General features: G+C 74.7%; 17 protein-coding genes. 12 read left to right on the forward strand and 5 right to left on the reverse strand.

Annotated features, from left to right (window positions below; translation table 11 throughout):
* Window positions 1–19 precede the first annotated feature (19 nt).
* Together FB380_RS17785 and FB380_RS17790 are read left to right on the forward strand one after the other, a co-directional pair.
* Entirely contained in the window at window positions 20–355 is a 336-nt protein-coding gene (locus FB380_RS17785) for a cupin domain-containing protein (protein ID WP_166756675.1), read from the forward strand.
* Window positions 356–415: 60 nt separating this feature from the next.
* Window positions 416–2,551, forward strand: coding sequence for an intein-containing Rv2578c family radical SAM protein (locus FB380_RS17790; protein WP_166756676.1), 2,136 nt, complete (start codon window positions 416–418; stop codon window positions 2,549–2,551).
* Between the two features lie 18 nt (window positions 2,552–2,569).
* Here FB380_RS17790 and FB380_RS17795 read toward each other — a convergent pair whose 3' ends face one another.
* Window positions 2,570–3,415, reverse strand: coding sequence for a hypothetical protein (locus FB380_RS17795; RefSeq protein WP_166756677.1), 846 nt, complete (start codon window positions 3,413–3,415; stop codon window positions 2,570–2,572).
* 156 nt (window positions 3,416–3,571) lie between these two features.
* Here FB380_RS17795 and FB380_RS17800 point away from each other — a divergent pair, with 156 nt between their 5' ends.
* Together FB380_RS17800 and FB380_RS17805 are read left to right on the forward strand one after the other, a co-directional pair.
* A complete protein-coding gene (locus FB380_RS17800) occupies window positions 3,572–4,735 on the forward strand; it encodes a carboxylate-amine ligase (protein ID WP_166756678.1) in 1,164 nt (387 codons plus the stop codon).
* A gap of 42 nt (window positions 4,736–4,777) precedes the next feature.
* On the forward strand, window positions 4,778–5,644 hold the full coding sequence (locus FB380_RS17805) for a lysophospholipid acyltransferase family protein (RefSeq protein ID WP_166756679.1): 867 nt from the start codon (window positions 4,778–4,780) through the stop codon (window positions 5,642–5,644).
* A 3-nt stretch (window positions 5,645–5,647) separates the two neighbouring features.
* Here the strand turns inward: FB380_RS17805 and FB380_RS17810 are convergent, their stop codons facing one another.
* The 3 genes from FB380_RS17810 to FB380_RS17820 form a co-directional block, all read right to left on the reverse strand.
* Entirely contained in the window at window positions 5,648–7,084 is a 1,437-nt protein-coding gene (locus FB380_RS17810) for a lipase maturation factor family protein (protein WP_166756680.1), read from the reverse strand.
* A gap of 13 nt (window positions 7,085–7,097) precedes the next feature.
* Window positions 7,098–7,610, reverse strand: a complete 513-nt coding sequence (locus FB380_RS17815) for a GNAT family N-acetyltransferase (RefSeq protein ID WP_166756681.1) — start codon at window positions 7,608–7,610, stop codon at window positions 7,098–7,100.
* Window positions 7,611–7,766: 156 nt separating this feature from the next.
* The gene (locus tag FB380_RS17820; RefSeq protein ID WP_166756682.1) at window positions 7,767–9,134 is read right to left on the reverse strand and encodes a KamA family radical SAM protein; all 1,368 of its coding nucleotides are present in this window, start codon (window positions 9,132–9,134) and stop codon (window positions 7,767–7,769) included.
* 131 nt (window positions 9,135–9,265) lie between these two features.
* Here FB380_RS17820 and kdd point away from each other — a divergent pair, with 131 nt between their 5' ends.
* From kdd to FB380_RS17860, 8 genes are all read left to right on the forward strand, one after another.
* A complete protein-coding gene (gene kdd / locus FB380_RS17825) occupies window positions 9,266–10,297 on the forward strand; it encodes an L-erythro-3,5-diaminohexanoate dehydrogenase (RefSeq protein WP_188959652.1) in 1,032 nt (343 codons plus the stop codon).
* Window positions 10,294–11,799 (forward strand): amidohydrolase, encoded by a 1,506-nt coding sequence (locus tag FB380_RS17830; RefSeq protein WP_166756683.1) that lies wholly within the window; start codon window positions 10,294–10,296, stop codon window positions 11,797–11,799. Before kdd ends, FB380_RS17830 begins: the two co-directional genes overlap by 4 nt.
* 73 nt (window positions 11,800–11,872) lie before the next feature.
* Window positions 11,873–13,450 (forward strand): lysine 5,6-aminomutase subunit alpha, encoded by a 1,578-nt coding sequence (gene kamD / locus FB380_RS17835; RefSeq protein ID WP_166756684.1) that lies wholly within the window; start codon window positions 11,873–11,875, stop codon window positions 13,448–13,450.
* A complete protein-coding gene (kamE, locus tag FB380_RS17840) occupies window positions 13,443–14,216 on the forward strand; it encodes a lysine 5,6-aminomutase subunit beta (protein ID WP_166756685.1) in 774 nt (257 codons plus the stop codon). The genes kamD and kamE overlap by 8 nt, the downstream gene beginning before the upstream one ends.
* Window positions 14,213–14,650 (forward strand): 3-aminobutyryl-CoA ammonia lyase, encoded by a 438-nt coding sequence (gene kal / locus FB380_RS17845; protein WP_166756686.1) that lies wholly within the window; start codon window positions 14,213–14,215, stop codon window positions 14,648–14,650. Before kamE ends, kal begins: the two co-directional genes overlap by 4 nt.
* A 511-nt stretch (window positions 14,651–15,161) precedes the next feature.
* Window positions 15,162–16,805 carry an apolipoprotein N-acyltransferase gene (lnt, locus tag FB380_RS17850; protein WP_166756687.1) on the forward strand — a complete coding sequence of 548 codons (1,644 nt, stop codon included), beginning with the start codon at window positions 15,162–15,164 and terminating at the stop codon, window positions 16,803–16,805.
* Window positions 16,802–17,605, forward strand: a complete 804-nt coding sequence (locus FB380_RS17855) for a polyprenol monophosphomannose synthase (protein WP_166756688.1) — start codon at window positions 16,802–16,804, stop codon at window positions 17,603–17,605. The genes lnt and FB380_RS17855 overlap by 4 nt, the downstream gene beginning before the upstream one ends.
* Before the next feature lie 36 nt (window positions 17,606–17,641).
* Window positions 17,642–18,181, forward strand: coding sequence for an FxsA family protein (locus FB380_RS17860; RefSeq protein WP_166756689.1), 540 nt, complete (start codon window positions 17,642–17,644; stop codon window positions 18,179–18,181).
* Between the two features lie 141 nt (window positions 18,182–18,322).
* Here FB380_RS17860 and FB380_RS17865 read toward each other — a convergent pair whose 3' ends face one another.
* The gene (locus FB380_RS17865; RefSeq protein ID WP_036332628.1) at window positions 18,323–18,667 is read right to left on the reverse strand and encodes an RNA polymerase-binding protein RbpA; all 345 of its coding nucleotides are present in this window, start codon (window positions 18,665–18,667) and stop codon (window positions 18,323–18,325) included.
* Window positions 18,668–18,811 lie beyond the last annotated feature (144 nt).

Genomic DNA, 18,811 nt, shown 5'->3' on the forward strand with positions numbered 1-18,811 from the left:
CCCGGCGCTACGTTGGCGCATGGACCTCGACCCGGTCAGCAGCAACGCGGACAGCTACCGCGTCGTCTTCGAGAACGCACGCGTCCGCGTGCTCGAGTACCAGGACACGCCGGGCCACCGGACGACGCCGCACCGGCACCCGGACAGCGTGATGGTCACCCTGAGCTCGTTCCAGCGTCGGCTGGCCACGGACGGCCGGGAGATCGACGTGGAGCTCGCGGCCGGGGAGGCGCGGTGGCTCCCGGCGCAGGAGCACTGGGGAGAGAACACCGGCCGGACGCCGACGCACACCCTCTTCGTCGAGCTCAAGGACGGGGACGCGGCCGCGTCGTCGGGCACCCTCGGGCCGGCCTGACCGGATCCCAGAGGGAGCCGCCTGCTCGACAGCTGGTCGAACATGTGTTCGGATGGTCGCATGCGGTGGGATGCCCAGCGGCTCGACTTCGACGAACCGAGCGCCCTGCCCGGGCTTCCCGACGTACGCGGCCTGCTGCGCAGCGTGCAGGTGCCGGAGTTCCCGGGGCTCACCTTCCACGAGGTGCGGGCGAAGAGCGCGCTCAACGCCGTGCCGAAGGGCTCGGCCATGCCGTTCGGGCACACCATCAACCCCTACCGGGGCTGCTCCCATGCGTGCGTGTACTGCCTGGTGGGGGACACGGCGATCCTCATGGCGGACGGCTCGCAGCGGCCCATCGCCGACCTGCGGGTGGGGGACCGGATCATCGGGACAGAGAAGGGCGACAGCTACCGCCGGTACGTCGAGACGGAGGTGTTGGCGCACTGGTCGACGGTCAAACCCGCCCACCGGGTGTCCCTCGCCGACGGCACGACGATCGTCGCGAGCGGTGATCACCGGTTCCTCACCCGGCGCGGCTGGAAGCACGTCACCGGCGCGAGCCGCGGAGCTGGTCAGCGCCCGCACCTGACGAACAACGACGAACTCCTCGGCTTCGGCCGGTCGGCAACGACGAACGGCGTCTGTGAGGACTACCGGCGGGGCTACCTGACCGGCATGGTGCGCGGCGATGCGCACCTCAAGGTGTACCGCTACCAACGAGCCGGGCGGGGCCACGGCCACGTGCACCGGTTCCGACTGGCGCTGGCCGACCTGGACGGCCTTCGCCGATCTCAGGCCTACCTGAGCCAAGCAGGGGTCTCGACCGATTGGTTCGAGTTCTCTCCTGCCACTCCGACGCGTCGCGCCATGAGCGCCATCAGGACGTCGTCAGCAGCGTCCGTGGCCCGGATCTCGGAGATCGTCGCCTGGCCGGACGGACCGTCCGATGCCTGGCAGCGTGGCTTCCTGGCCGGTGTCTTCGACGCCGAGGGTGGCCGGAGCCAGCACGTCCTCCGGATCTCCGATGCCGATGACGAGATGCTCCAGCGGACGAGTGCCGCCTTCGCCGCACTGGGCTTCGACAGCGTCCTGGAAGACCGGTCGCTGGCCAACCGGGTCCGGACCGTCCGCCTGCGCGGCGGTCTCAAGGAGCACCTGCGCTTCATCCACCTGGTCGCCCCGGCGATCCGCCGGAAGTGCCGGGTGCAGGGCACGGCCATCAAGAGCACGGCCGATCTCCGGGTGACCGAGGTCCAGGACCTCGGCCTGGAGATGCCGATGTACGACATCACCACCGGCACGGGCGACTTCATCGCCAACGGCGTGGTCAGCCACAACTGCTTCGCCCGGGGCACGCACGAGTGGCTGGAGCTGGACAGCGGCGCCGACTTCGACCAGCAGATCGTGGTCAAGACCAACATCGCCGACGTGCTGCGGCGCGAACTGGCCCGGCCCTCCTGGCAGCGGGAGCACGTGGCGCTGGGCACCAACACCGACCCCTACCAGCGGGCCGAGGGCCGCTACCGGCTGATGCCCGGGATCATCGACGCCCTGGCCCGGTCCGGTACGCCGTTCTCGGTGCTGACCAAGGGCACGCTGGCCCGCCGCGACGTCCCCCGGCTGGCCGCCGCGTCCCACGACGTCCCGGTCGGGATGGGCGTGTCCATGGCCATCTGGGACGACGACCTGCACGCCGCCCTGGAACCCGGCGCCCCGACCCCGCGGGCGCGGCTGGAACTGGTGCGGGCGATCACCGACGCCGGATTGCCCTGCGGGGTGTTCCTGGCCCCGGTGCTGCCCGGCCTCACCGACCGGATGGAGCACCTGGAGGCGGCGATCGGCGCCATCGCCGCGGCCGGGGCCACCGGGGTCACCGTGCTCCCGCTGCACCTGCGCCCGGGGGCCCGGGGGTGGTTCACCGCCTGGCTGTCCCGTGAACACCCCGGCCTGGTCCCGCGCTACCGGCAGCTCTACGGCCGCGGCGCCTACGTGCCGGCCGAGTACCGCAGCTGGCTGGCCGGCCGGGTGGGTCCGGTGCTCGCCCGGTACGGGCTGGACCGGCAGAGCGGGGGAGACGCCCGCGGGCTCGCCGCCGGCAGCAGTCTCGGTCTGCCGGGCGACGAAGCGGCCGGCTTCCCCGCCGGCAGCCTGCCTGCACCGCGACCGACGCCGACAGCGGAGGACGAGGCGCCCGAGCAGCTGTCGCTGTGCTGAACCCGGAGCGAGGCAGGGTCAGCCGGCGAGCCGGGCGCGACGGCCCGCGACCCGCAGCGCCCGCACGGCCCCGCGCGGGGCCACCGGCGGCGCACCGCCGGCCAGCGCCAGCCGACGGTAGGAGTCGTAGGAGAGGGTGAGGTAGTCCGCCGCCAGCTCCTCGACCTCCTCCCGGCGGCCGGGCGCGGCCGTGGCCCGCATGGCCGTGGCCGTGCGCACGGCGTGCTTGGCGAAGGTGACCTGGAGGGCCTGGGTGGACAGCTGGCCCCCGACGTGCGAGTTCGGCCCCGGGCCTCGGCGCAGCGCCGGCAGCACCCAGGGGCTCGCCGCCAGGCCGGGGAACCGGCTGCGGACCTCCTCCCAGGCGTGCCACGCGATCAGCGCACCGGGCACCGCCCACTCGCCGTCCTCGGTGGTGACGACGAGGCGGCGTCCGGTCGCCTGCACCTGGTCCCGGCGCAGCGAGCGGAACTGGCCGACGGTCCCGGGCCAACCCAGCGCGAGGGCGCACCAGGCGACCGAGCGCAGGTGCTCCGGCGCCTCGCTGCGCACCCGGGTCAGCTCTCGCAGGTCGAGGGTGACCGGGTCGGGCTCGGGGGTGGTGGCCCGCGGCACCCCGATCCCGCCGTAGCGGGCGACCTTGCTGTACAGGGCGACGGTGGCCGGCTTCCACTCCCGGGCCGCGGCCACGGGGTCGAGGCCGGTCTCGGCGAGCGCGTCCGGCCCCAGCCCCAGCTCGAGGGCCGCCTCGACCAGCCGCCGCCACTGCGGCTCGTACCCGGGCGGGACGGGCAGCCGCGCCCAGGCGCGGGCGGCCGGAGGGGCCGGCATGTCGGGCAGCGGTGGCTGCCATGCACCTGACATGACCACACACTACCGTTATCACCAACAATGTCGCGATTCATTGTTGTCGTCAGCTGCCGACGACAACCCACCCACACGAACAAAAAACGCACCAACGACCCCTTCCCGTCCCCGCTCAGCGAGCACGACGACCGGGCGGCCCGTGATCATGGGCCGGTGCGCACCGTCGGGGTCGAGGAAGAACTGCTGGTCGTCGACCCCGCGGGAGTGCCGGTGCCGCTGGCGCCGGAGGCCCTTGAGGTGGCAGCCCGCCGCGGTGAGGGGGAGACGGTCGGCGAGCACGACCGCGCCGAGCAGTCCGGTGCGGCCCCGGAGACCGACACCGCCGGCGCCCCGGCCGGACCCCGCCTGGTGCCCGAGCTGAAGGAACAGCAGATCGAGCTGGGGACCCGGGTCTGCACAGGACTCGACGAGGTCGCCGCCGAGCTGCGGCACTGGCGCTCCCGGGCCGATGCGGCGGCCACGACGGTGGGTGCCCGGGTGGCGGCCCTGGCGAGTTCCCCGGTGGCCGTGGAGCCGGCGACGACGCAGGGGGAACGGTACGAGCAGATGGTCGAGGTCTTCGGCCTGACCGCCGCCGAGGTGCTGACCTGCGGCTGCCACGTGCACGTGTCGGTGGACGGCGACGACGAGGGCGTCGCCGTCCTGGACCGCATCCGGGTGTGGCTGCCGGTGCTCACCGCGCTCACCACGAACTCGCCGTTCTGGTCCGGCCGCGACACCGGCTACGCCAGCTTCCGCTCCCAGGTCTGGAACCGGTGGCCCTCCGCCGGCCCGAACGCCGTCTTCGGCTCCCCGGCGCGATACCACCGGCTCGTCGCCGACCTGGTCGCGACGGAGACGGTGCTCGACGAGGGGATGGTCTACTTCGACGCCCGCCTCTCCGCCACCTGGCCGACGGTGGAGGTCCGGGTGTCCGACGTCGCGCTGCGGGTCGAGGACGCCGTCCTGCTGGCCGGTCTGGTGCGCGGTCTGGTCGAGACCGCTGCCCGGGAGTGGCGGGCGGGTGTGCCGGCCCCGGAGATGCGGACCGAGGTGGTCCGCGTCGCCGGGTGGCGGGCCGGCCGCTCCGGCCTGACCGGTGACCTGATCGACCCGCGCAGCGGCCAGCCGGCCCCGGCGGCCGCGGTGGTGGCGGCCCTCGTCGAGCACGTCCGCGCCGCTCTGGACGACAGCGGGGACGCCGAACGGGTCGAGGCGGGCGTCGCCGCCGTCCTGGGCCGTGGCACCGGGGCGTCCCTGCAGCGTGCGGTCTTCGACGAGACCGGCGACCCGGCCGCCGTCGTCCGGGCCGCGGTCGCCGCCACCCACGGCCGCTGAGGCCGCAGCGCCGCCCGCGACCGGGTTGGTTAGGGTCCGCCCATGTACACGGCCAGCTGGGGCGACGTCGTCCGCCGAGACCTGTTCGGGCCGAAGCCGGACCCTCGGGACCGCCCCTACCGGTGGGTGATCCGGGTGGTGCTGATCGTCTTCCGGCTGTTCCGCTTCCACTTCGACCTGCGCGGGCGGGAGCACGTGCCGGCCACCGGTGGGGCGGTCATCTGCAGCAACCACGTCTCCTACTTCGACTTCACCTACCTGGGGCTGGCCGCGCTGCCGCAGCACCGGCTGGTGCGGTTCATGGCGAAGGCCGCGGTCTTCCACCACTGGTTCGCCGGGCCGTTCATGCGCGCCATGCAGCACATCCCGGTCGACCGCAAGGCCGGTGCCTCGGCGTTCGACGCCGCCGTCCGGGCGCTGGAGGAGGGGCACCTGGTCGGGATCTTCCCCGAGGCGACGATCAGCACCTCCTTCACCGTGAAGGACGTCAAGGCCGGGGCGGCCCGGATGGCGATCCAGGCGGGGGTGCCGATCCTGCCGGCCGCCGTCTGGGGTGGGCAGCGGATCGCCACCAAGGCGCACAAGGTGGTGCTGCGCCGGGACGTGCCGGTGACGGTGATCATCGGCGAGCCGATCGTCCCGCAGCCGGGGGAGAAGCCGCAGGCCCTGCTCCGTCGCACCAAGGAGGCGATGGTGCAGCTGCTGGACGAGGCGCAGCGCACGTACCCGGAGAAGCCGGCCGGGGACGACGACCGCTGGTGGCAGCCGGCCCACCTGGGCGGCACCGCGCCGACCCCCGAGGTGGCCGCGATCAACGACGCCGACTACGCCGCCGGCAACCGGACGCGGGTCAAGGCACCTCACCCGCTGGCCCGGGTCAAGCGGCTGCTGGCCCGCGGCCGACGCTGACCCTCAGCGCACCCGCGCGCCGACGTCGTCGGCGGTGAGCGGGGCGACCAGCTCCCGCTCGTACGTGCGGTGCCACCAGGCGCCGGTCTCCCGCCGCTCCGCGCGGGTGGTGAACCGGTAGCGGTACACGAGCACCCGCACCGCGGTGGGGCGGTCGGCGCCGAAGGGTGCCGACCGCAGCAGCCGCAGCGTGGGCGGGTCGGCGGCGAGGAGCTTGCCGAGGAACGGCACCAGCCAGGCCCGGCCGTAGGCGGGGGACAGGGCGACGAACCACATCAGCCAGTCCAGCCGCAGGTGGTACGGCGCCCACTGCGGCGGACGGCGGTGGACGTCGCCGGGCTTGCCGCGGAACTCGTACTCCCGCCACTGCGCGTCCGGCCCGGTGCCGTCGGTGGCCTCGACGACCAGCTCCCGGCGCACCTTGGTCACCGAGCCGAAGGCGCCGTAGCTGTTCACCAGCCGCAGCGGGTCGAAGCTGGTGTTCATCCGCTGCCCGGGGGACAGCAGGTTGCGCACCGGCGCCACGCTGAGCACGGCGACCAGCACCGCCACCCCGATCCCGACTGCTCCGAACCAGGTGGGGGAGGTGAGCTGGTCGGGGCGGTCGACCGGCAGCACGGCGGCCAGCCAGCGCCCGTCGACCACCGACAGGGCGAGCACCAGCGTGAGGGCGTTCAGCCAGGCGAAGTTGCCGCTGATCAGCAGGTACCCCTGGGTGACCACGATGACCAGGGCCGCCACCCCGGCGACCGGCTGCGGCGCCAGCAGCCCGAAGACGACGACCAGCTGGGTGACGTGGTTGGCCAGCGTCTCCACGCGGTGCAGCCGGGGGCTCAGCCGGTGGAACCACCAGCTCAGCGGGTTGGGCATCGGCTGGGTCTCGTGGTGCCACTGCAGGCAGGTGAGGTCGCGCCAGCACCGGTCACCGCGCATCTTGATCAACCCGGCGCCGAACTCCAGCCGGAAGAGCAGCCAGCGCAGCAGCCACATGCCCAGCACCGGCGGTGCGACGTGCGCCGGGCCGAGGAACACGGCGAGGAACCCGGCCTCCAGCAGCAGCGACTCCCAGCCGAAGCCGTACCAGATCTGCCCGACGTTCACGATCGACAGGTAGAGCGCCCAGAGCACCGCCCACAGCAGCATCCAGCCCGCCAGCGGCAGGCGGTCGGCCAGCCCACCGAGGGCGGCGGCCGAGAGCACGATGCCGGTCCAGCAGCAGCCGGCGAAGAACCGGTCGGACCAGTGCAGGTGGAACAGGCTCGGCGCACGCTTCCAGGACGCCCACTCCAGGTACCGGGGGACCGGGGTCAGGCCGTGGGTGCCGAGCAGCGCCCGGCCCTGCCGCAACGCGGCGACGAAGGCGATCAGGTACACGAGCGCGAGGCCCCGGGTGAAGACCCAGCGGCCCAGCCAGGCACCCGGGTCGGCGAACCACTCCACGGTGCCCTCCCGCTCAGTCCGGCGGGGCCTCGAGCCGGAAGGCCTCCAGCTCCGTGCCGTACCAGCGGGTGGTGCGGCCCAGCGGCTGCATGCCCAGCTTCTGGCACACCCGCAGCGAGGCCTGGTTGCCCGGCCGGACGACGGCGTAGACCTCCAGCAGCCCGTCGTCGAACGCCCGGTCGACGACCGCCCGGGCCGCCTCGGTGGCGTAGCCGCGCCGCCAGCTGTCCGGGTGCAGGTGCCAGCCGACCTCGACCTCACCGACACCCTGGGGGAGGGGCTTGAGCAGCACCGTGCCCGCCGGCGGGCCGCCGCTGCGCGGTTCGACCGCCCAGCACCCGTGCGCCGGGTCCAGCTCGTGCACCAGCCGCCAGCGCTCGACCAGCTCGGCGGGCGGCACCGTGGGCGCCCCACCCAGCCAGCGGGTCACCTCCTCGCGGCTGTACAGGTCGGCGAGGCGGGCCAGGTCGGCCTCGTCCGTCGTCCAGGCCCGCAGTCGCAGCCGGTCCGTGCACAGCAGTTCCACCCGACCCTGCCTACCGCCGTCCGCCCGCTCGAAACCACCCCCGGCGGCCTACGGTGATCAGGTCACCTGATCGAACACTGGCCTACCGCACCAACGTTGGTGCAGGGGGCCAGACGGTGATCAGGTCACCTGATCACCGTAGGGAGGCCCCTCAGGTCAGCCACCCGCCGGGACGAGCTGCCGCTCGCGCTGCGCCGCCCACCAGGCGCGGCCCTCGGCCGGCAGGGTGGCGATCGGGTCGTAGTAGACGTGGCGGCGGTCCAGGGCCGCGGCGTCGGCCCGCTCGATGCCGGTGCGGTAGTTCTTCGTCCACCAGGAGATGCCGCGCACCCGGTCGTACTCGGCGACCTGGTGCACCCAGCGCTTGCCGACGTAGGGCACGTCGCACACGATCCGCGGCGTCGCGAAGCCCGGCAGGTAGCCCATCAGGTCGTGCTGCAGCGTCTGCGCGGTGCCCAGGGAGACCCGCCAGTGCTCGGCGCTGGGGATCATGTCGCACATGTAGAAGTAGTAGGGCGTGATCGAGGCCCCGTCGAGCAGCGCGAAGCACAGGTCGAGCAGCTGGCCGGCGGTGGCGTTCACCCCCGCGAGCAGCACGCCCTGGTTGCGCACGTCGCGCACCCCGACCGCCAGCAGCACCCGGGCGGCCTCGGCGACCAGCGGGGTCACCGACTGGGCGGCGTTCACGTGGGTGTGCACCGCCAGCGATACGCCGCGCACCCGCGCGAGGGTCGCCAGCCTCCCCATCCCGTCGACGACCTCGGGCTGCAGCCAGTGCTGGGGCAGGCCCATCAGCGCCTTCGAGGCCAGCCGCACGTCGCGGATGGAGTCGATCTCCAGCAGCCCCTCGACGAACGCGGCGACGTTCTTGAAGGGCAGGTTCGCCACGTCACCACCGGAGACGACGACGTCCCGGACGCCGGGGGTGCGGCGCAGGTAGGCCAGCATCTCGCCCTGCCGGTCGACCGGCTTCAGGTCGAACCGCAGCTTGTCGACCGCCGGGGTGGAGTTGCCGACCAGGTCCATCCGGGTGCAGTGCCCGCAGTACTGCGGGCAGGTCGACAGCAGCTCGGCCAGCACCTTGGTCGGATAGCGGTGGGTGAGGCCCTCGACGGCCCACATCTCGTGCTCGTGCAGCGAGTCGCGCGCCGCGTGCGGGTGGCTGGCCTCCTCGCCGGGCAGCCGGTCGGAGGCCACCGGGAGCATGTAGCGGCGCACCGGGTCGGCGAGCATCGCCGCGGTCGAGGGCGGCGCCGCCGGCACCATCGTGTTCACCATCTGCGGCGGCAGCAGCAGGGACATCGTGGCGCGGCCGGCCTGGTCGGCCTCGACGTCGGCGTAGAACGACTCGTCCAGCAGGTCGCCGTACACGCCGCGCAGCTGGCGCACGTTCTTCACGCAGTGCGCGCGCTGCCACTGGGCGCTGCGCCAGTCCTGCTCGCTCACCCCGGCGAAGCCGGGCAACCGGCGCCAGTCGGGCTCGACGAGCTCACGGGCGGTGTACTCGTAGGGCTGCTCCAGCACCGCGACTCCTGTCCGTGCGACGTCTTCCGACTCCGACGCCACGACCCTACGGGAAGAAGTGCGGCGATCGGGCAGATCAACGATAGGTTCTCCGGTGTCGAGCCGGAGACGACGAAGGGACGACGGTGGCGATGGACGCGCTGCACCGCAGCCTCGGAGTGCACCGGGTGCTCGAACCGGCCGGCGTGCTGCCCCAGGCGGCCGCCCGGCTGGACGCCGACCCGCGGATCGGTCCCGACGAGGTGCGCATCGCGGTGCACCGGCTCAACCTCGACGCGGCCTCCTACCGGCAGCTGGCCGAGGAGCACGGTGGGGAGGGCGACCGGGTGCGCGCCGCCGTGCTCGGGATCGTCGAGCGCCGCGGCAAGATGCACAACCCGGTCACCGGCTCGGGCGGGATGCTCATCGGCGTCGTCGACGAGGTGGGCGACGACTCCCCGCTCGGCCTCGAGCCCGGCCAGCAGGTCGCCACCCTGGTCTCCCTCACGCTCACCCCCCTGCGGATCACCGACGGCCTGGCCCGGTGGGACGGCCGCAGCGAGCAGGTGCCGGCCGCCGGGACGGCGGTCCTCTTCGCCCGCTCGATCGCCGCCGTGCTGCCCGAGGACCTGCCCCAGGAGGTGGCGCTGGCGGTGCTCGACGTCTGCGGCGCCCCGGCGGCCACCGAGCGGGTCGTGCACCGCTCGGGTCACCGCCCCTCGGTCGCCGTCCTGGGCGCGGCCGGCAAGTCCGGGTGCCTGAGCCTGGCCGCGGCCCGGGACGCCCGCGCGGGCCGGCTGGTCGGCGTGGTCCGCGACGAGCGGGAGGCCGCGGCCCTGCGGGCGGCGCGGCTGGCCGACGAGGTGGTCGTCGCCGACGCCACCGACCCGCTCGCCGTCGCCGCCGCGGTCGGCCCGCCGGTCGACGTCACCGTGGTGTGCGTCGACACCCCCGGCGCCGAGCACGGGGCGGTCCTCGCGACGGCCGACGGCGGCACCGTGGTCTTCTTCTCCATGGCCACCTCCTTCTCGGCGGCGGCCCTGGGAGCTGAGGGGATGGCGGCGGACGTGACGATGCTCGTGGGCAACGGCTACACGCCGGGGCACGCAGCCCTGGCGATGGACCTCTACCGGCACTCGCCGGGTGTGCGGTCGCTGATCGAGCCGCGGGTGCGCGCCTCGTGAGCGAGCTGCTCGTCCGGGACGTGACGGTCGGCGACCGGCCCGGACGTGCCGTGCACGTCGTCGACGGGCGGATCGCCTGGCTGGGTGCCACGACCGACGCGCCGACGGCCGCCCGGGTGCTGGACGGCGGGGGAGCGCTGCTGACCCCGGCGTTCGTCGACGCCCACGTGCACGCCACCGCCACCGGCCTGGCGCTGACCGGCCTGGACCTGCACGGCGCCGACAGCCTGCGGTCCGCGCTGACCGGCGTCACCGCGCAGACCAGCGCGGCCCCCACCGGCACGGTGCTCGGCACCGGCTGGGACGAGACCGCCTGGCCCGAGGGCCGCGGGCTCACCCGGCACGACCTGGACGCTGTGGTGGGAGAGCGGCCGGCCTACCTGGCCCGGGTCGACGTGCACTCGGCCACCGTCTCCACCGCGCTGCTGGACCGGGTGCCCGGCATCACTGAGCTCCCCGGGTACAGCCCCGACGGCCGGCTCCGGCTCGACGCCCACCACGCCGCGCGCCAGGCCGCCTACGGGTCGGTGCCGGCGGACCAGCGGCGCAGCGCCCAGCGGGCCACCCTGGCCGCCGCGGCCGCGCTGGGCATCGGCAGCGTGCACGAGATGGCCGGCCCGGAGGTGTCCAGCGCCGAGGACCTGGCCGGCCTGCTCGCCCTGGCCGCCGAGGCCCCCGGGCCGCGCGTGGTCGGCTACTGGGGGGAGCTGTCCGAGCGCGGCGGCCTGGACGTCGTCCGCGAGCTGCGGCTGGCCGGCGCCGGCGGCGACCTGTTCTGCGACGGCGCGTTCGGCTCGCACACCGCCGCGCTCAGCAGCCCCTACGCCGACCGGCCGGAGACCACCGGTGCACTGCGTTTCGACACCGCCGCCCTCGTCGAGCACGTCCGCGCCTGCACGGTCGCGGGGCTGCAGGCCGGGTTCCACTGCATCGGGGACGCCGCCGTCGACCAGGTGCTGACCGCGGTCGGCGCGGTCGTCGCGGAGCTGGGCCGGGACGCCGTCCGGGCCTGCCGGCACCGGCTGGAGCACGTGGAGATGGTCGGCGACGAGGCGATCGACCAGCTGCGCCGGTGGGGGATGGTCGCCAGCGTCCAGCCCGCCTTCGACGCCGCCTGGGGCGGGCCGGCCGGCATGTACGCCGAGCGGCTGGGCGTCGAGCGGGCCGCCGGGTGCAACCCGCTGGCCGACCTGGTCGACGCGGGGGTGTCGGTGGCCATCGGCAGCGACGCCCCGGTCACCCCGCTGGACCCGTGGGGCGGGGTGCACGCGGCCGTCGACCACACCACCCCCGGCTCCGGCATGCGCCCGTTCGACGCATTCGACGCGGCCACCCACGGTGGCTGGGTCGCCGCCCGCGCGGAGCACCCGGAGGGGCCGCTGGCCGTCGGCGCACCGGCGGACCTCGCGCTGTGGGCCACGGAGCTGACGCTCTCCGCCGTCCTGGCCGCCCGGGCCCGGCCCACCTGCCGCCAGCTGGTCGTCGCCGGGGAGCCGTGTTGACCGGCACCGGCCCGGCGGCCCCGAGCCGTTCCCCCGTCCCCACACCGCAGCCGAGACGACACAGGGGAGTGCGATGAGCCGACTGCAGCTGGACCCGACGCTGGTGGCGCGGGCCCGGGAACTGGCCGCCCGGGCGGCCGCCCCGGTGGTGGACCTGGCCGGGACCTACACCACCGTCTCGGTGGAGCGGGCCACCCTGCGGCTGGCCGGGCTCACCGGCACCGACCCGGTGGACGGCGACGGCGAGGTGCCGTGGGTGAACCGCGTGGTGGACGCGGTGCGCGACCAGGTCGGGCTGGAGCACGGCGTCGCCCTGCCGGTCTGGCACGCCCTGCGCTCCGGCGGCACCCTGCAGGACCTCGCCGAGCAGGTCGGCGCCGGCACCGCCCGGTTCACCGTGCCCGAGGACGCCGCCGCGGACCGGGCCCGGGAGGCCGCCCGCTCCGCCGTCGCCGCCGGGATCGCCCGGGTCGACGCCGCGAGGGCCCGCCGCGAGGAGCTGGTCGCCACCCACGGCGACCCGCCCCGCCGCCCGTGGATCTACCTGATCGTGGCCACCGGCGACATCCACGAGGACATCCCGCAGGCGCAGGCCGCGGCCCGCGCCGGCGCCGACGTCATCGCCGTCATCCGCTCCACCGGGCAGTCGCTGCTGGACTACGTGCCCGAGGGCGCCACCCGCACCGGCTACGCCGGCACGTACGCCACGCAGGAGAACTTCCGGCTGATGCGCGCCGCGCTGGACGACGTCAGCGCCGAGCTCGGCCGCTACGTGCGGCTGACCAACTACGCCTCCGGGCTCTGCATGCCCGAGATCGCCGTCCTGGCCGGGCTGGAGCGGCTGGACATGATGCTCAACGACGCGATGTACGGGATCCTCTTCCGCGACATCAACCCCTACCGCACCTTCGTCGACCAGCGGTTCAGCCGGATGGTGCACGCCCGCGCCGGGATCATCATCAACACCGGCGAGGACAACTACCTCACCACCGCCGACGCCGTCGACGAGGCGCACACCGTCACCGTCAGCCAGCTGCTCAACGAGCACCTGGCGCACGAGGCCGGGCTCGAGGACTGGCAGCTGGGCCTGGGGCACGCCTTCGAGATCGACCCGGCCGTCCCGGAGTCCTTCCGGCTGGAGCTGGCCCACGCCCTGCTGGCCCGCGGGCTGTTCCCGGACGCCCCGCTGAAGTGGATGCCGCCGACCAAGCACATGACCGGCGACGTGTTCCGCGGCTACCTGCTCGACGGGTTCTTCAACCTGGCCGGGGCGCTCACCGGCCAGGGCATCCTGCTGGTCGGGATGATGACCGAGGCCGTGGTCACCCCGTGGCTGAGCGACCGCGACCTGGCGCTGCGCAACGTCCGCTACGTCCTCGAGGCCGCCGGGAACCTGCACGAGGACTTCGCCCCGCAGCCCGGTGGCTTCATCGACCGCCGGGCGCACACCGTGCTCGGCGAGGCCGTCGACCTGCTGGAGCGGATCGCCGCGCACCCGCAGGGCCTGATCCAGGCCATCGCCGACGGCACCTTCGGGATCACCAAGCGGTCCCCGGACGGCGGCAAGGGCCTGGACGGCGTCATCGTCAAGGCCCCTGGCCACTTCGACCCGGCCACCGAGCTGCTCACCCGGGAGGTGGCCCGTGCCTGAGGACCACCGTGTCGGCCAGCACGGCCAGGGGAGCATCGTCCGGCCCTACGGGGACACCACCGGCGACGGGATGGTGCAGACGTCGTTCACCCTGCCGGTGCCGCCCGGGCCGAAGGCCGAGGGCGCGGCGCTCCAGCTGGCGCAGAAGATGGGCATCGAGCCGGCGATGGTGGTGCACAGCGCGCCCATCGGGGAGGGGTTCACCTTCTTCGTGGTCTACGGCAGCGTCCGGCACCTGGTCGACCTCGACGCCGTGCAGGTCGAGGAGCGGGCCTACCCGCTGCTGTCACCGGGCGAGGTCAACGCCGCGGTGAAGACCCGGCTCCGGCGCAGCCTCGTCGTCCTCGGGGCCTGCATCGGCACCGATGCGCACACCGTGGGCATCGACGCGATCCTCAACCTCAAGGGCTTCGCGGGGGAGAAGGGCCTGGAGTACTACCGGGAGCTGCAGGTGGCCAACCTCGGCGCCCAGGTCAGCGTGCCGGAGCTGGTGCACGCCGCCCGGGCCCGCAGGGCCGACGCCGTCCTGGTCTCCCAGGTGGTCACCCAGAAGGACGCCCACCTGCGCAACACCCGCGAGCTGGCCGGTGCGTTCCGCGAGGCGATGGGCGAGTCCCGGCCGCTCCTCGTCGTCGGCGGCCCCCGTTTCGACCCGGCGATGGCCGCCGACCTCGGCGTGGACAAGGTCTTCGGCCGGGGGACGACGCCCGGCGAGGTCGCCAGCTACCTGGTGCACGCACTCGTCCCCGAGGAGGCAACCGCATGACCGCGCCCGACGACGCTCCGCCGACGCCGCAGGACGGCGACCCGCGCCTGGGGCTGACCGTCACCCACCGCCGCTACGTGCCGTACGCGCACGCCCACTACGGCGGCTCGCTCGTCGACGGGGCGTACACGCTCGGCCTGTTCGGCGACGTCGCGACCGAGGTGGCGATCCGCACCGACGGCGACGAGGGGCTGCTCGCCGGGTACTCGGAGGTCTCCTTCCTGGCCCCGGTGCAGGCCGGCGACGTGCTGGAGGCCTCCTGCGAGGTGGTGCGGGTGGGCCGCCGCAGCCGGGAGCTGCGCTGCTGGGCCGACGTCGTCGCCCGCGCCGACCCCGCCCGCGGTGCCTCGGCCGCCCAGCTGCTGACCCCGCCGCTGCGGGCGGTGGAGGCGGTGGCGACGCTCGTCGTCCCCGGCCCCGACAGCCCGGCCTGACCCCGGCCGGACATCGGCACGCCACCGCGTGTTCCGCTGCGGTGACACTCCGAACCACTGGTCCCGAGGGGTTCCCCGACGTCCGGTCGGTGCCTAGGGTCAGGGTCGCCCCATCCCGGGAGACCGGGGTGTGCTTCCCCCTCGGCACAGTCGCGCGCTCGTCCCTCGGTGACGCAGTGCGGTGACGCACCTCGCGTCGCTGCCTGCGCACACCGCCAGGCCGAGGGGGGACCGCGGACCCGAGGGTGCACGCCCTCCTCCCGACGTCCGCTCCGGCGGGGCCCCGCGTCACCAGACAACGGGACGACGACCGCACCCGGCGGCCGGTGTCCCGGCCCGAAGGCGCGGGGTGCCCCGGCGCGGACACCGGTGCGGAGCAGCTGCGGCGGTCGCCCAGCCGGGAGTGGGATGCTGGGGTCCGGTCCCGGCATCAGCGCCAGGACCGGGTCCGCGCGGCACGCCGGGCCCAGGGTGTCCCGGGGAGCGACCCGGGCCAGCACGGAGGGCGGCGGTGCCGGCAGTGGTGGCGACCGGCACGGTGGAGTCAGCCACCCCGAGCACCCCGGCCGAGCCGGCAGCCCCGCGCCGCGGCCTGCCCCCTCGTCGCTGGCCCTGGCGCACCGGCCTCGCCGCAGCCGGTGGCCTGGCGCTGTACCTCGCCTTCCCCGGCCACGACCTGTCCGCCCTGGCGGTGCTGGGCCCCGCGGCCCTCGCGCTCGCCGTCCGCGGCGAACGGGTGCGCAGCGGCGCGTGGCTGGGCCTGGTGCTGGGCCTGGTCTTCCTGCTGCCCCTGCTGTCCTGGACCGGCATCTACGTCGGCGCCTTCCCCTGGCTGACGCTGGCGGTGGTCGAGGCGCTGTACTTCGCGCTCCTCGGCGGTGCCCTGGCCGCCACCTCCCGGCTGCCCGGCTGGCCGCTGTGGGCCGCCGCCCTGTGGGTGGGCGCCGAGGCGCTGCGCGGCCGCTGGCCGCTGGGCGGGTTCCCGTGGGGGCGGCTGGGGTTCAGCCAGGCCGACGGGCCGTTCACGGCGCTGGCGGCCTACGGCGGCGTCCCGCTGGTGAGCTTCGCGATCGCCCTGACCGGCACGTTGCTGGCCGCCGGCCTCGTCGGTCTGCACCGGGCGGTGCGCCGGCCCGGCACGGGGCGAGCACGCGCCCGGCGCGGAGCCGCCCTGGCGCTCGTCGGTGCGCTCGCCGTCCCGCTGGTGGGGCTGCTGGCGGAGCTGCCGCTGGCCGGGCCGTCGCTGACCGCGGGCGGGCCCGACCGGACGGTGGCGGTCATCCAGGGCAACGTGCCGCGGGCCGGGCTGGACTTCAACGCCCAGCGGCGGGCGGTGCTGGACAACCACGCCGACCAGACCCTCGAGCTGGCCGCGGCCGTCGCGCGCGGTGAGGCGGCCCAGCCCGACCTGGTGGTCTGGCCGGAGAACAGCTCCGACATCGACCCCTACATCAACGCCGACGCCGCCCGGGTCATCACCCGCGCGGCGGTCGCCATCGACGCGCCGATCCTGGTGGGCGCGGTGGTGCAGCGGCCCGGGAACACCGTCGCGAACACCGGCATCGTCTGGGACCCGGTGACCGGCCCGGGGGACACCTACGTCAAGCGGCACCCCGTGCCGCTGGCCGAGTACGTGCCGGCCCGGCCGTTCTTCCGGTTCTTCAGCCCGCTGGTCGACCGGGTCACCGACTTCGTCCACGGCACCGAGGTCGGCGTCCTGGACGTCGGCGGGGCGCGGGTCGGCGACGTCATCTGCTTCGAGGTCGCCTACGACGGGCTGGTCTCCGACGTCGTCCACGCCGGCGCCGGGATGCTGGTCGTGCAGACCAACAACGCGACCTTCGGCTACACCGACGAGAGCGCCCAGCAGCTGGCGATGAGCCGGCTGCGGGCCGTCGAGTACGGTCGCACGGTGGTGGTCGCGGCGACCAGCGGGATCAGCGCCGTCGTCGCCCCGGACGGCTCCCTGGTGCACCGGTCCGAGCTGTTCACCGCCGACACCTTCGTCGAGGAGATCGCCCAGCGGGACTCCTCCACCGTCGCCGAACGGCTGGGCGCGGGCCCGGAGTGGGCGCTGACCGCACTGGGCGTGGGCGCCGTCCTGGTCGTCGCGTTCCCGGCCCTGGCCCGGCGCCGGGCCGACCGCGCCCGGTGACCGGCCGCGCAGCCCTCGGGCCGGTGCTCGTGGTGGTCCCGACGTACGAGGAGGTCGGGAACCTCGCGGCGGTCCTCGACCGGCTGCACGCGGCGGTGCCGACCGCACACGCCCTGGTCGTCGACGACGCCTCGCCCGACGGCACCGGTGAGCTGGCCGACGCCCGCGCCGCGGCCGACGAGCGGGTGCACGTGCTGCACCGCACCGCCAAGGCAGGACTGGGCCAGGCCTACGTCGCCGGGTTCCGCTGGGCCGAGGAGCACGGCTACGGCGTGGTGGTCGAGATGGACGCCGACGGCTCGCACCCGCCCGAGCGGCTCCCGGCGCTGCTGGCCGCCCTCGCCGACGCCGACCTGGTGCTGGGGTCCCGGTACGTGCCCGGGGGAGAGGTGCTCGACTGGCCGCCGCACCGGCTGGTGCTGTCGCGGCTGGGCAACCTCTACACCCGGTGGGCGCTGCGGCTGCCGCTGGCCGACGCGACCGGCGGGTTCCGGGCGGCCCGGATGGAGCTGATCCGCCGGCTGCCCTTCGACACGGTCGCCAGCCAGGGCTACTGCTTCCAGGTCGACTGGGCCTGGCGGGCGGTCCGGGCCGGCGCCCAGGTGGTCGAGGTGCCGATCGCCTTCAGCGAACGCACAGCCGGGCGGAGCAAGATGAGCGGTTCGATCGTTGGAGAAGCACTGGTACGGGTGACCTGGTGGGGCATCCTGGACCGGCTGGCCGATCGGCTGCCGGGACGGGTGACCCGTCCCGTGCCAGGACGTGCCCGGGACGGGCGGCGGCCCCGGGTCCTCCGCTAGGGAGGACCCACCGCCCCGCGGGCGGAGGGAGAACGCATGGCCACCAGCCACACCGCCCCACGGCGCAGGTCGTCGGGGCTGCGGACGGCGATCGGGCTGGGGGCGCTGGCCGAGGTCGTCGTCTACGTCCTGGTCGCCTCCTGGATCGGGCTGGGCTGGACGATCCTCGCCACCCTGGCCACCAGCGCCCTGGGCGGGGCACTGCTCGCCCGGCAGGGCACCAAGGCACTGGGCGAGCTGCGGATGCGCGCCGAGGAGCACCGGGCACCCGGTCGTGCCCTGGGCGACGCCGGCCTGATCGCCCTCGGTGGGCTGCTCATGGTGCTGCCGGGCTTCCTGGGCGACCTGCTCGGTCTGCTGTGCCTGCTGCCCGTCACCCGCGGCCTGCCCCGCGCACTGATCGCCCGCGGCCTGCTGCGCCGGCTGCCGGACCGGCTGCGTGGCCCGGTGTACGTGCGCTCGACCCGCACCGAGACGGTCACCGGCCCCGACCAGCCGTTCCGCGCGGGCCCGGCCACCCGTGGGGCGCACCCGGTCATCGAGGGGGAGGTCGTCCCGGAGCGCACCGACCCCTGACCGGCCAGTGCCGAGTGCACCCGGACGCGGACCCGGCCGGTGCCGAGTGCACCCGGACGCGGACACGGAACGGCCCCGGTGGGGAGTCCCACCGGGGCCGTTCCGTGTGCAGGTCAGCCGAGCGAGCTCAGCCGGTCGCGCTCAGGAAGCGCGGGTACGGCGACCGCGGAGCACCTCGAGGCGCTCGGCGAGGACCTCCTCGAGGTCGTCGACCGAACGACGCTCCAGCAGCATGTCCCAGTGCGTGCGCGGCGGCTTGACCTTCTTGGGGGCCGGCTCCGCGCCCCCGACCAGCTTGGCGGCCGAGCCGTCGTACTTGCACTCCCAGGTGTCGGGGAGCTCGGCGTCATCGGCGAAGGGCACCGTGACGAGGTGCCCCTGGGCACACCGGTACTCGGCGTACTGCCGCTCGATGGGCGCGGTGTTGCGCTCGGTCTCATAGCTCACGCTGCCCAGTCGGCTCCCGCGAAGCGAACGCTCGCCCATGGCACACCGTCCTCTCGTGCTGATGTCGGTCAGATCTGGACTGCCCGGGCCACCGCATGCTCACGCATCCGGTGCGGGGTGTCGCAGACGTCAACGACAGATGAAGGAAAGAGATTCCGTGTCGTCAGTCGAACATCATCGCAC

The organism is Modestobacter marinus (assembly GCF_011758655.1).
GTDB lineage: Bacteria > Actinomycetota > Actinomycetes > Mycobacteriales > Geodermatophilaceae > Modestobacter > Modestobacter marinus.